Annotated in this window: 12 protein-coding genes, 1 tRNA gene and 1 pseudogene; 4 read left to right on the forward strand and 10 right to left on the reverse strand. The window is 66.2% G+C overall.

Annotated features, from left to right (window positions below):
- Positions 1 to 94 precede the first annotated feature (94 nt).
- A protein-coding gene (locus M4578_RS15770; RefSeq protein ID WP_258094250.1) for an IS630 family transposase occupies positions 95 to 1044 on the forward strand; the annotation gives its coding sequence in 2 pieces (ribosomal slippage) (positions 95 to 430 and positions 433 to 1044; 948 coding nt in all).
- 98 nt (positions 1045 to 1142) lie between these two features.
- A pseudogene (locus tag M4578_RS15775) lies at positions 1143 to 1439 on the forward strand (DUF2237 family protein); the annotation flags it as partial.
- A gap of 14 nt (positions 1440 to 1453) precedes the next feature.
- On the opposite strand, the gene M4578_RS15780 reads toward M4578_RS15775, so the two are convergent.
- The 9 genes from M4578_RS15780 to M4578_RS15820 form a co-directional block, all read right to left on the reverse strand.
- Positions 1454 to 2143: a hypothetical protein gene (locus M4578_RS15780; protein ID WP_258094251.1), complete on the reverse strand. Its 690-nt coding sequence runs from the start codon at positions 2141 to 2143 to the stop codon at positions 1454 to 1456.
- Between the two features lie 33 nt (positions 2144 to 2176).
- The gene (locus M4578_RS15785) at positions 2177 to 3508 is read right to left on the reverse strand and encodes a S8 family serine peptidase (RefSeq protein ID WP_258094252.1); all 1332 of its coding nucleotides are present in this window, start codon (positions 3506 to 3508) and stop codon (positions 2177 to 2179) included.
- Between the two features lie 13 nt (positions 3509 to 3521).
- Entirely contained in the window at positions 3522 to 4724 is a 1203-nt protein-coding gene (locus M4578_RS15790) for a phosphatase PAP2 family protein (RefSeq protein WP_258094253.1), read from the reverse strand.
- A gap of 17 nt (positions 4725 to 4741) precedes the next feature.
- Positions 4742 to 6391 carry an AfsR/SARP family transcriptional regulator gene (locus M4578_RS15795; RefSeq protein WP_258094254.1) on the reverse strand — a complete coding sequence of 550 codons (1650 nt, stop codon included), beginning with the start codon at positions 6389 to 6391 and terminating at the stop codon, positions 4742 to 4744.
- Between the two features lie 792 nt (positions 6392 to 7183).
- Entirely contained in the window at positions 7184 to 7597 is a 414-nt protein-coding gene (locus M4578_RS15800; RefSeq protein WP_258094255.1) for a carboxymuconolactone decarboxylase family protein, read from the reverse strand.
- Positions 7536 to 7961 (reverse strand): MerR family transcriptional regulator, encoded by a 426-nt coding sequence (locus M4578_RS15805; RefSeq protein ID WP_258094256.1) that lies wholly within the window; start codon positions 7959 to 7961, stop codon positions 7536 to 7538. Before M4578_RS15805 ends, M4578_RS15800 begins: the two co-directional genes overlap by 62 nt.
- Positions 7962 to 8344: 383 nt before the next feature.
- Complete coding sequence (locus tag M4578_RS15810; protein WP_258094257.1) at positions 8345 to 8890, reverse strand: AAA family ATPase; 546 nt, start codon at positions 8888 to 8890, stop codon at positions 8345 to 8347.
- 169 nt (positions 8891 to 9059) lie between these two features.
- Positions 9060 to 9135: transfer RNA gene (locus M4578_RS15815), tRNA-Ala, on the reverse strand.
- 99 nt (positions 9136 to 9234) lie between these two features.
- Complete coding sequence (locus M4578_RS15820) at positions 9235 to 9555, reverse strand: TIGR02300 family protein (protein WP_258094258.1); 321 nt, start codon at positions 9553 to 9555, stop codon at positions 9235 to 9237.
- A gap of 107 nt (positions 9556 to 9662) precedes the next feature.
- Here M4578_RS15820 and M4578_RS15825 point away from each other — a divergent pair, with 107 nt between their 5' ends.
- Both M4578_RS15825 and M4578_RS15830 read left to right on the forward strand, forming a co-directional pair.
- The gene (locus M4578_RS15825; protein WP_258094259.1) at positions 9663 to 10355 is read left to right on the forward strand and encodes a M48 family metallopeptidase; all 693 of its coding nucleotides are present in this window, start codon (positions 9663 to 9665) and stop codon (positions 10353 to 10355) included.
- A 33-nt stretch (positions 10356 to 10388) separates the two neighbouring features.
- The gene (locus tag M4578_RS15830) at positions 10389 to 11042 is read left to right on the forward strand and encodes a GntR family transcriptional regulator (RefSeq protein WP_258094260.1); all 654 of its coding nucleotides are present in this window, start codon (positions 10389 to 10391) and stop codon (positions 11040 to 11042) included.
- Positions 11043 to 11051: 9 nt separating this feature from the next.
- Here the strand turns inward: M4578_RS15830 and M4578_RS15835 are convergent, their stop codons facing one another.
- On the reverse strand, positions 11052 to 12014 hold the full coding sequence (locus tag M4578_RS15835; RefSeq protein WP_258094261.1) for an acetyl-CoA carboxylase carboxyltransferase subunit alpha: 963 nt from the start codon (positions 12012 to 12014) through the stop codon (positions 11052 to 11054).
- Positions 12015 to 12165 lie beyond the last annotated feature (151 nt).

A 12165-nucleotide genomic window follows, 5' to 3' on the forward strand; every position in this document is an offset into this window, starting at 1 on the left:
TAGAGCGGCTCAGTTTTTCTCTGAATCGAATTGGGATTCCCATTTGGTGGCGATTGTGATTCAGGCTTCATACTGGTGAGGGAGGCCAGCATGGATGACGAAAGCCTATTCGAATGACCTCAGGGAGCGGGTGGTCGGTGCGATGCAATCTGGAGAAAGCTGTCGCAGTGTGGCAGCGCGGTTCGGGGTTGCGCCGTCGAGTGCCGTGAAGTGGGCGGATCGGGCGCGGCGGACCGGCTCGGTCAGTCCGGCGAAGATGGGCGGGTATCGCCGCCCGATCCTGGAACCACACCGGGACTGGCTCCTGGAGCAGGTCCGCAATTGCCCCCATGTGACCCTCGCAGTCCTTCAGGGGCTGCTGGCGGATCGGGGCGTGATCGTCAGCCATGACACGGTTTGGCGGTTCCTGCGGGGGTGCGGGTTCAGTTTCAAAAAAAGACGCTGGTTGCGGACGAGCGCGAGCGCCCGGACGTGAAGCGCCGCCGCGAACGGTGGCAACGGCATCAGGACAAGATCGACCCGATGCGGCTTGTGTTCATCGACGAGACCTGGGTGAAGACGAACATGGCACCGCTCCGGGGTTGGGCACCGAGAGGCGAGCGCCTGCCGGGCGCGGCGCCGTTTGGTCATTGGAACACCTTGACCTTTATCGCGGCGCTCAGACACGATCGGATCGACGCGCCCTGGGTCTTCGACGGCCCGGTGAACGGCGATATCTTCCGAACCTATGTCGAGCGGGTCCTCGTCCCTACACTCACACCCGGCGACATCGTCGTGATGGACAATCTCGGCAGCCACAAGAGCCAGGCCGTTCGTCAGGCGATCCGCGCGGCAGGTGCCCATCTTCTGTTTCTGCCGCCCTACAGCCCAGATCTGAACCCCATCGAACAGGCCTTCTCAAAACTCAAACACTGGATGCGAGACGCCAGCGCGCGAACGCGAGACACCCTCTGGCGAACCGTCGGAACCATCCTCGACCGCTTTACGCCAGAAGAATGCTCAAACTACTTCAAAAGTGCAGGCTACGCTTCCATAAAACCATGAACCGATCTANGGAACCATCCTCGACCGCTTTACGCCAGAAGAATGCTCAAACTACTTCAAAAGTGCAGGCTACGCTTCCATAAAACCATGAACCGATCTATTTCCGGGACGGCTATTGCAACACCTGCGCGGAGGACAGCGGCAGCCATACGGTCTGCGCGGTGATGACGGCAGAGTTCCTCGCCTTCTCGGCCTATGTGGGCAACGATCTTTCGACGCCGCGCCCAGAGCTGCATTTTCCTGGTCTCGAACCCGGCGACCGCTGGTGCCTGTGTGCGCTGCGCTTCCTTCAGGCGCATGACGAGGGCTGCGCGCCCAGGGTCGCGCCGGAGGCGACGCATATCCGGGCGCTCGAGGTGGTGCCGCTGGAGGTCTTGCGCCGCCACGCGGGCTGAGCGCCGACGGGCTGTCAGCCGTCGCCGGGTTCGGTCAGGCGGGTGATCATATCGTGAATACCCTTGGCGCCCCCGCCCAGCACAAGCGTCGTGACGACCACGTCGAGCAGCGTCAGAAGCGCGTGCTGCATGCCGGGCAGGGTGTTCGGGTCGGGCAGTTGCAGGACCGGCGCCAGCAGCCGGTAACCGCCCATGGCGATGGCCCCGCCGAGAACGGTCAGGCAGATGGTGGAGAGGTATTGCTTCTGGATGGTCAGCGCGGCCGCCTGCTCGGTCCGTGTCTCGATGCTGCGGCTGTCGCCCATGGCGAGCGCCGACAGGCGCTCGGCGCTGCCGCCGGCGGACAGGAAGGTCATCCGCTCGTCGGTCGTTTCCAGCATGTCGAACACCGCCTTCTCGCGGGCCATCGCGTCTTCCTGAGATTGCCGCATGACCGCCTGACGCGCCCGGATCTCGGCTTCCTGCGGCCCGCAGATCACCTGAAGCAGCACCTCGACCGCGCGTTCCAGCAGCAGCGCGATGGCCAGCGCCGACCCCAGCGCGACGACAAGCTGCTGCGCGAGGGTGCTGTAGTCGAGCTGGAGAACCTCGACCTCCTGAAAGCCGAGTGTGCCGGCCAGCAGGATGAGCAGCGCCACGACGCCAAGACGCCGGGAGGCGCGTTTCGGGACAAGGGCGTTCGGGGTCATTCCCTGGGACGGCATGGCAGAGCTCCTCTCGTGATCGGTCGGGACTGGTCAGGACTGGGGCGCTGCGGACCAGAGGTCGGCGATCGTGAGCAGCGCGGGGGGCGCGCCTGCCGCCTTTTTCGGCACCGTCACCGTTTCCTGAAGCTGGAGCGCCAGCGCGATCAGCCCGCCAGCGATGGCGGTCGCGCCCGAGGTGCCGCTGAAGCGACAGAAGAGCGACCCCAGATCGAGGTGAAGATCGGCCGCCCTCGGTTCCCATTCATGCGGCGAGGGGTTGTAGCCGAAGGGCCCCGGAACGTCGGTCGAGATCAGATCGAGGAACGAGACCTCCTCGCCGCCGGAGGCGTTTGCCGGCAGGCCGAAGGGCTTGAAGCTGTAGGGGTCGAGGCGCACCGCCTCGCGATCGAGGCGGCCCGCGTCTCCGCTGGGGGCATAGACATCGGCCTCGGCGGTGGAATAGGGAGCCAGACCGCCTTCCGAGGTCAGCGCGCCGACCGACACGATCAGGTTGGTCGGGTCCGACAGCCGCGCGGGGTAGGTGGGGGCCGTTTCGCCGGTGTTGCCCGCCGCGCAGACGATATGGGTCTGCTGGCCGATCTCGCGGATCTTGTCGTCGAGCGCCTGCCAAGCGCTTTGAACGGCCGCATCGATCGCAAGATCGGCGTCGAGCGCCGGCGCGCTGTTGGCATCGGGCGCGGGGATGCCGCCAGCGGGGGGAAAGACCGGTTCGAGTGCGGTGGCGAAGACGATCACATCGGCGCCGATGGACTGGGCGTAGGTGAAGGCGTTTTTCAGAACCACGGGGTTCGGCTCGGACGTGGTGCTGATCGGCACGATCCGGCAATAGGGGTTCACCCCGGCGAAGGGCAGATCCTCGATGGTGCTGCTGGCCGGCTGGCCGGCGTAGCGCGCGGGCCTGTGCAGGCGGATGCCCGAGGCGGGCGGGCGCCCGCCGATCAGCCCGGCCATCGCCGTCCCGTGACCGGAAAAGGCCCCGCGCACGGCGGCACGCTCGGGCGCCTGGGGCAGTTGCGCGGCTGCGGGCAGCGCCTGCCGCTGCGCCAGCTCTGGCGGGGTGAGCGCCGCGTCGGGCACCGGAAAGACGCCTTCGGGATCGACCGAGAAATCCGCCAGGCGCGCGCGATCGACGGCATCGTAGAGACAGGGGTTTTCCCAGGCCACGGAGGTGTCGATCAGCGCGACGGTCACGGTTTTCTGCGCCGCTTCGGCGGCGTCCCAGGCCGGGCTGGCAAAGCTCTGGGCATCGCTGACCACGCCGATCTTGAGCAGCGGCCAGAGCGCCGGATATTCCGGATAGCTGTCGACGCCCTCGGGCTCTCGTGTGGTCGGGTTGAGGATGGGGGTGTTCGAGGTAACCATGCGTCCGTCTCCCTCAGCCCAGCCATTCCAGGCGGGCGGCATTCATCTGTCTTTCCAGCACGATCTCGAGCGCGGGCAGAACGCGGCGCGCAAGTTCCTGCCCGGCCAGCGTGTCGGCGGCGTAATGCAGCCCCGCCCATTCCCGGTTCTTGGCGATCTCGTCGCAGGAGCGGAACAGCGCCGGAATGCCCGGATGTTCGGGCAGGGTGCGTGACACGATCAGCGCGATGGCGCGCGACTGGAAGGCGTGGTTCGACGGGTAAGACGGGTGCCAGGGAACGGGCACGAAAGGCGTGAGCCCGGGCGACAGCTCGCTCGGCCGCAGCACATCGAAGCGCGCCTTGTAGTGCAGGCCGATTTCCTCGGTGATCGCCGCCGTGGAGGTGATCAGCCGCGCCAGCGCCTCGATCCCGCCGGCATTGGTCGCGCCCAGCGGCACGACATAGCCCTTCAGCTCGAGATCGACCTCGCGCAGAATCGCCGCCCGCCGCCATTCCAGCTCGGGCCGGGTGCGCAGCAGCTCCAGCCGTTCGCGCAGCACCGGGATCTCGTGTTCCAGCAATTCGGTATAGGGCCTGGGCAGCGTCAGCGACAGGTCCTTCCAGAGCGCCTTGACCTCGGGCAGATGCAGCATCTCGCGCTCCTGCCAGGGCGGGGCGATGTCGGCTGCGGGATATTCGAACCCGTCGGTATCGAAGGTGCTCCCCCGGTTGCCTCGGTTCCCCCGGTTTCCGCGATTGCCCCTGTTGCCGCGATTGCCCCGGTTCCCCCGGTTGCCTCTGTTCCCGCGGTTGCCGCGATTGCCCCGGTTGAGGCGGCCGCCGATCACGGTTTCGCCCGACGGGGCGCTGAGCGCCAAGGCCGCCCGGGGCGCGGCGCCGAGCGCGCCACCCTCGATGGCAATCTCAAGATCGCCCATCCCGATCCCGGCCACCTCTTTCGCCAGTGCGGGCGCCCCGGCGACCCGGCGCGCGTCGATCTTGCCCAGTTCGGTCAGCTCGGAGAGCATCTCGGGCGCGAAGGCATCGGGCGTCGCGCGGTAGGTTTCAAGCGCCGCCGAGAACGGCTGGCCTTCCAGCGTCTCGTCCTCGGCGAGCACCTCGGCGAATTTCGACAGCGGCAGCCGCATGCTGCCGGTTCTCCGCTCGAGACGGATGTCGTCCTTCCGGACGATCAGCGCGCGGCCCGCGAGCCGCTGCGAAATGGTCGATGACATGTCTTCTTCTCCCCTTGTCAGCGCAGTCCCGCGCGCTTCAGACCTGCGGTCAGTCGTTCCGGAAACTCCGCCACCCGGGGCAGATGCCCGGCGTCGAGAATTTCGGTCGTGCTGGTGCCCGGTTGCAGGAGCTGTAGCTGCCGCACCAGCCGGTGGCCGTCATTCGGATGCCCGAGATGCGCCATCGCCGCCGCCGTATAGCGGATGGCCGAGGTAAAGCGCGGCATGCGGAACAGCGCCCGGTTGCCGTATTTCGCCGCCGCGACATAGTCGCTGCGGGCGAAGGCGATGATCGCGGCGGTGGTGTCGTAGGTGTAGCGGATCGGGCTGTGCATCCCCAGGGCCTGGGCCCGCTGCGCGGCAATGGCGCCGGCATCCAGTTCGCCGAGGCTGAACAGGCACAGCGCAAGCTGATCCCAGCAAAAGGCCTGCGCCGGAGCGATTTCGACTGCCTTCTTCGCCAGATCGAGCCCCAGCTCGGCTTCGCCCGCGAGATAGGTCAGTGCATAGCCCGACATCGAGAGGCTGAAGGCGTGAAACCGGTCGGGCCGCAGCGCATCGCGCGCCAGATCCCGGACCGCATCGGGTGCGGCAAAGCCGCTTTTTCCCAGCTTCTCGCCTGTCCGGATCGTCGACAGATAGCACAGGAGCGCATGGTGGATCGGCGAGCGGCGATCCTCCACCGCCGTTTCCAGCATGGTCTGTAGCCGGTCGAGCCGGTCCTGCCGCAGATGAAACATCGAGACGATCGCCTGATAGGGCGACAGGACCTCGGTCTCGCCATAGCCGTCGTTTTCCGCAAGCATCGGGACAAGCTCTTCGACAAGTCGCAGAATATCGTGATCGCTGGTGGCGCCCGCCGCGGCGGCGGGCGAGGCGATGCCGCTCAGCTCGCCGGTCCAGAGGATCTCGCCGGATTGCGTGTCGAGGAGCTGGAAGGAGACCTGATTGCGGGCGCGATGGCAGCTCGCGCGGATCATCAGGCGCGGTCCGTTGCTTTGATCCAGCTCCGGTCCGCCGCGACCGTTGAGGCCGAAATTGTCGCGATAGTCGAACAGACGGAGCGCCAGAACGCCGGAGAGCGCGTCAAGAAACCGGTCGAGCGCCAGATTGGCCGACAGCTCGGACGAGGGGTCGCGCCCGTCCGATCGGCAGGGCAGCAAGCCGATGGCGACCGCCGCCGGCGGGGTGATCATCGGTTCGATCAGCGCCAGCAGGGCGCTGGGCTCGAGCGCCTGCTCGGCGGGCGGCGGTTCCTGGTTCAGCCGCTGATCGCGCAGCCAGGTTTCGAACCCCTCGGCGCCCCGCAGGCTGAGGTCGATGCCTTCGAGGAAAGCCGCATCGCGCCGGGCCGAGGGGGCGAGGCCGGCGGTGATGCGGTCGGGGTCAATCCGGATACTGTAGCGGTCGGCGATGATGCAATCGGGCCCGAGCGGCGCCAGATCCTTGCGCAGCTCGCTCAGCGCGGTGCGCAGGCTGGCGGCGGATTTGGCGGGGTCGGATTCCGCCCAGAACATCTCGATGAGAGATTGTCGGGTGCAGATCTGATCGCGCGACATCAGCAGCACCGCCAGCATGGCACGGCGCAGCTGTCCTTTGGGCGTGACGTCCTGTCCGGTGGCGGTGACCACACGGAACGGCCCGAACATGCGCGCCTTGGCGGTCACGAGACCGGTCTGTTCAAATATCGGGTCAGTTGTACTTGCCAATGGCCCGCACACGAATGAAGGATCATCTATCGCGCAAAGGCTATTGTCTTGAAGCGGCGCTGTATAGGCCTTCTTTGACCTTGCGGAAGCTCTTCGGCCCAAGAAACCTGTGGTCTCTGGCAATCTGGCCGTCGATTCTTGCATCATGATCCTGACCCCGGTTCCGTCGGTTTGCCCGCCCGCCCGTCAGCCCGCGCCGTGGCAGGCGGGGCCGAGGGTGAGATGGGGCTGCCCCTGTCGAGAGGGGAACGCGAGGGAGGTCCGGACACGCCCCGCCCGCCGGACGCGACAGGCGCCGTTTCCGCAGCGGTTTGGCGACAAGATGGGCATGAGTTCCTCCGCAGGGTCGTTTTGGAGAACTGTCGCTGCCTTGCCGTCAGCGAAACGTTAATAAACAGGAAATCATGAAGATTTTCGGGCGCGGTTCCCGGGGCGCCCCCGAATCTTTGTCCCCGGGAGGCCGGTCTCCCGGGGTGACGGCGGGCGGATCCCGGCTCTTCTTCGGGGGCTCTTGTTCCGCTGTCGCGAAAGATGCCGTCCGTTCCGGTCGGCGAAAACAGCCCCCGGTCTCGGCCAGGCTGTTCGCGCGGGCAGGCAGGGGCGCGCTCCACTCCGCCACGAAGAACCCGCCTTTGCCGTTCAAGCCCATACCGACGGGCGGACTGACCCCGTCCCAGAGCCATTGCGCGGCACGGGACCAGGCCAGAGGCAGAACAAGCGACTGCGCCACGGCGGCGCGTCGGGTCAGGCTCAGGCCCGCGCCTCCGCGCCGGCGTAGGCGGCATAGACCTCCTTGGCGGCGAACAGCCCGTTCAGGGCCGCCGGAAAGCCGGCATAGACAGCCATCTGCATCAGGATCTCGGTAATCTCGGCTTGCGACAGCCCGACGTTCAGCCCCGCCTCGATATGAACCTTGAGCTGCGGCTGCGCGGTGCCCATCGCCGCGAGCGCCGCAATGGTGGCGATCTCGCGGTCGCGCAGGCTCAGCCCCGGGCGGGAATAGATGTCGCCAAAGGGGAACTCGAACAGATAGGTGGCGAAATCGGGGGCGATGTCGGCCAGCGCATCGACGACGTTCCGGCCAGCCTGCCCGTCGATGGCGTCAAGGGCGCGCCGCCCGCGCTCTGCTCTGGTCTCCTGCGGTGGAGTATCGTGTATCGTCATGGGGTTGCGTCCTTTTCTCCGCTTCGACATAGGTGTCGATCTTGGTGTCGAGGACGAGAAGGCAGGCTTGCAGCTCGGAGAGATGCGCGCGGACCCGGTCGCGATGCGCTTCCAGAAGGGCACGGCGCGCGGGACCGGTGTGATCGCCCTCCGCGCGCAGCGCCGCATAATGCAGCATCTCGCGGATCGGCATGCCGGTGGTCTTCAGGCGGTCGAGAAAGGCGATCCAGACAAGGATCGACTCGTCGTAATCCCGCCGCCCGCCGGCATCGCGATCGGCAAAGGGCAGCAGCCCGATCCGCTCGTAGTAGCGGATCGTGTGGGCCGACAACCCGCTGCGTTTCGCAAGCTCGCCGATTTTCATGACACCCTGCTTCTCATCAAGACGCCCCCGACCCTAGGGGTTTGAGCGCACTCTAAGTCAAGGGCCGATTTTCGGCGCTCAGCGCCGTCGCAGCGGGGTCCGCCGCGCTCTGCCTGCCTGTCCATGTTTTTGACCGCCATACCAGCTTGCCCAAACGCCGCTGCCCGGACATCTTGCTCAACGCGATGGTTCAGGGCGTGCTTGTCAGGGGCGTTGAACCGCACCGGGTTTGCCGGAGGCTCCAACTCGTGAGAAGGATGGAGCATCATGAGCAAGACGACGAACAGGTTTTCCCCCGAGGTGCGTGAACGCGCTGTGCGGATGGTTTTGGACAACGAGGGCCAGTATGTCTCTCGCTGGCAGGTTCTCCGTCCATCTGGAGACTACGGTCGGATCGCCAATTGCGCACATACAAAGTCGGCGCGTGTTGCAACGTCGGCGCGCGTCAGCTCCGTGATTTGGTATCCGAGGGCGGCGTATGTCTCTCGCATGACGGTGCATGTTGCTTCCGCCTCGGCAGGGCTCTGCTTGCGCTCGCTGTCCTGTGCAAAGATCTCGTCCCAATAGGGCGCCAGAAAGACGCGGCGGTTGTAGCGGGTCGTCCTGGCCGCTGCGGTGACGTGCGGCGGAACAGGCAGGCCGCAGAGCGTCAGGTAGCCAAGGATGTCGGGAATGCCTCGGTCGAAGATCACGGGGCCTGGTAACGCCTGTGCGGCGCTGTCGGCGCTCAGGTCCCGTTCCAGCATCCGTTCGGCATAGGCCATGCGATCCGCCCACGGAAGGGCGTCTCCGCAGCTGGCCATCTCCTCGCGAATGATCGCGCGGCCGGATTCGGGAATGTTCTGAAAGCCACGGCGGGCAAGCTCGGTGATCAGGCTGGTTTTGCCCGCACCGGGACCGCCCGTCACGACGAAGAAATGGTCGCTCATGGGCCATCCTCGGATTTGACAGGGGAAAGCGCTGCGAAGCTATCGACACGCTAGGAGCGGCGATCAAGGCAGCATGGATTTTCGTAGGGAAAACAGCACCGGTCTGCGTGGCAGAGGCAAATCCTCTGACGAGAAAGGCAGAACTACCTGGTGCTTTTCAAGGAGGATTTGGTGGAGCCTAGGGGGATCGAACCCCTGACCTCTTGCATGCCATGCAAGCGCTCTCCCAGCTGAGCTAAGGCCCCATCCTTGCGCCGTCTCCAGCGCTGTGCGCGTCGATCTACGCAATGCCGCGGGCGGGTTCAAGTGAAAAAATCACCGCCCACGGCAGAAATCCGTCAGCCTTAGCTGTCGTCGTCCTCGCCGGCGACATCGGTGATGTCGTCAAGCGAAACGTTGTCGTCGTCCTCGTCCTCGAGAACGTCGTCGTCGTCGAGATCGACCTCGACGTCGTCTTCCAGCAGATCGACGTCATCGACGTCTTCCTCGGTCGCGCGGCGCTTGGCGCCATCGGCGGAATCGGCCACGAGCATCGCCCGCTTGCCGGTATCGAGTTGCAGGACCTCACCCGTGTACGGGCTGACGATCGGGTCTTTGTTCAGGTCATAAAACCGCTTGCCAGTGGTCGGGCAGACGCGTTTCGTACCCCATTCTTCCTTGGGCATGGGTGATCCCCTTCAGCTTGTCCGGTCATGTCGACAATCCGCGCCCTCTGCCATATCACGGCAATGGTGTCAAAGGCTTTGGCCGCGTTGGTTCTTAGGCAGAGCATATGGGGCAGATCACACTTCCTGGCAACCCGCCGATCGCGGTGACATTGCGCCGGTCCGCGCAGGCGCGGCGGTTGTCGCTGCGGATGAGCCAAATCGACGGGCGCGTGACGCTCACCATGCCGCGCCGGCTGCCCGAGCGCGAGGCGCTGGGGTTCCTGCGCGACAAGGAAAGCTGGCTGCGCGGGCATCTCGATGCGCGCGGTGCGGATGTGCGAATCGTGCTCGGTGCGGTGCTGCCGGTCGAAGGCGTCGCGCATGAGCTGCGACCGGGGCAGGGGCGCAGCGTGCGGCTGGTGCAGGGTGCGGTCGAGGTGCCGGGCCCGGAGGACCGCATGGCGGCACGGCTGCAAGGCTGGCTGCGCACGCTGGCGCGCGAACGGCTCGCCGCGGCCTCCGACCGTTATGCGGCGGCGCTCGGGCGGCCCTATGCGCGGCTTACCCTGCGCGATACCCGGTCGCGCTGGGGATCCTGCACCGCAGACGGGGCGCTGATGTACTCCTGGCGGCTGATCCTCGCGCCGCCCGAGATTCTCGACTACGTCGCCGCGCATGAAGTGGCGCATCTGGCCGAGATGAACCACTCCCGCGCCTTCTGGGACACGGTCGAACGGCTGTATGGCGACTGGCGCGATGCCCGTGGCTGGCTGCGTGCCGAAGGCGGCGGGCTGCATCGCTACCGTTTCGGAGATTGACGTGCTGTGTATTTGTGATCACATAGCGCGATCATGACCTCCACAGCTTCCCGCCCCGCCGACATCGCCTCTTCCGCTCATGACCGCGTCTATCGCGGGCTGCGCACGCGCATCATGCTGGGGCAGATGTCGCCCGGCGAATCGCTGACGCTGCGCGGCATCGGCAAGGAGTTCGAGGTGTCGATGACGCCCGCCCGCGAGGCGGTGCGCCGGCTGGTGGCGGAGGGCGCGCTGAGCATGTCTTCCTCGGGCCGGGTGGCGACGCCGGAGCTGTCGAACGAACGTATCGAGGAACTGGCGGCGCTGCGGGCGCTGATCGAGGTGGAGCTGGCGTCGCGGGCGCTGCCGCGGGCGCATATGGCGCTGATCGACCGGTTGCAGACAATCAACGGCACCATCGCGGATGTCGTGCGGAACCGCGATTCGGTGGGCTATATCCGGACCAACCTGGAATTCCATCGCACGCTGTACCTGCGCGCCCAGGCCCCGGCGATGCTGGCGATGGCAGAAACGGTCTGGCTCCAGCTCGGTCCGACCATGCGGGCGCTCTACGGGCGGCTGCGGCGCAGCGAGGCGCCGCAGTTCCACCGGCTGATCATCGCAGCGCTCAAGGCCGGCGACGAGCCGGGCCTGCGCCTGGCGGTGCGCTCGGATGTGACGCAGGGGCTGAGGATGCTGACGAGCTGAGGGGCGGCGTCAGGCCGCCAGCCCCTTGGCGCCCATGTTGAGGAACTTCTCGCGCCGGGCCTTGATCAGCGCCTTGGGCTTCATGCCGTCCATTTCCCCCAGCATCGAGCCGATGGTCTGGCCCACCGCCGCGATGGTGGCATCGCGGTCGCGATGCGCGCCGCCCAGCGGCTCGGGGATCACGCGGTCGGTCACGCCGAGCTTCAGCAGCTCCTGCGCGGTCAGACGCATCGCCTCGGCGGCTTCGCGCATCTTCTCCGCGTCTTTCCAGAGGATCGAGGCGCAGCCCTCGGGGGTGATCACCGAATAGACCGAATGTTCCAGCATCGCGACGCGGTTTGCCGTGGCAAAGGCCACCGCCCCGCCCGATCCGCCCTCGCCGATGATCACCGAGACCAGCGGCACGCCGATCTGAAGGCATTTTTCGGTCGAGCGTGCGATGGCCTCGGACTGGCCGCGCTCTTCGGCGCCCTTGCCGGGATAGGCGCCGGGGGTGTCCACCAGCGTGATCACCGGCAGGCCGAACCGGTCGGCCATGTCCATCAGCCGCACCGCCTTGCGGTAGCCCTCGGGACGCGCCATGCCGAAATTGCGTTCGATCCGGCTTTGCGTGTCGTTGCCCTTTTCATGACCGATCACCATGACGGGGCGGTCTTCGAAACGTGCCAGCCCGCCCATCACCGCGTGATCGTCGGCAAAGCCCCGGTCGCCGGCCAGCGGCGTGTATTCGGTGAACAGCGTCTCGATGTAATCGCGGCAATGCGGCCGGTCGGGATGCCGGGCGACCTGGCATTTCCGCCAGGGGGTCAGCTTCTTGTAGAGGTCCTTGAGAAGCTCCTGCGCCTTGCGATCGAGCGCGGCCGCCTCGTCCTCGACATGCATCTCTTCGTTCTTTTGCGCCATGGTGCGCAGTTCTGCGGCTTTGCCTTCGATCTCGGCGAGCGGTTTTTCGAAGTCGAGGTAATGCGTCATGCCCGGATACCCTTATTACGCGGGGCCTATATGGCGTCTGGGGCGGTGGGATGCAACAAAGCAAGATTTCTCCCGTTGCGTCGGGGCAGACTGTCGTTGCGATAGCTGGAAGGACATGGAGGCTGAGCCCGCGTCAGGAAGACCGCATCCG

It is taken from the genome of Salipiger pentaromativorans, assembly GCF_024721115.1.
In the GTDB taxonomy this organism is placed as follows: Bacteria; Pseudomonadota; Alphaproteobacteria; order Rhodobacterales; family Rhodobacteraceae; genus Salipiger; species Salipiger pentaromativorans.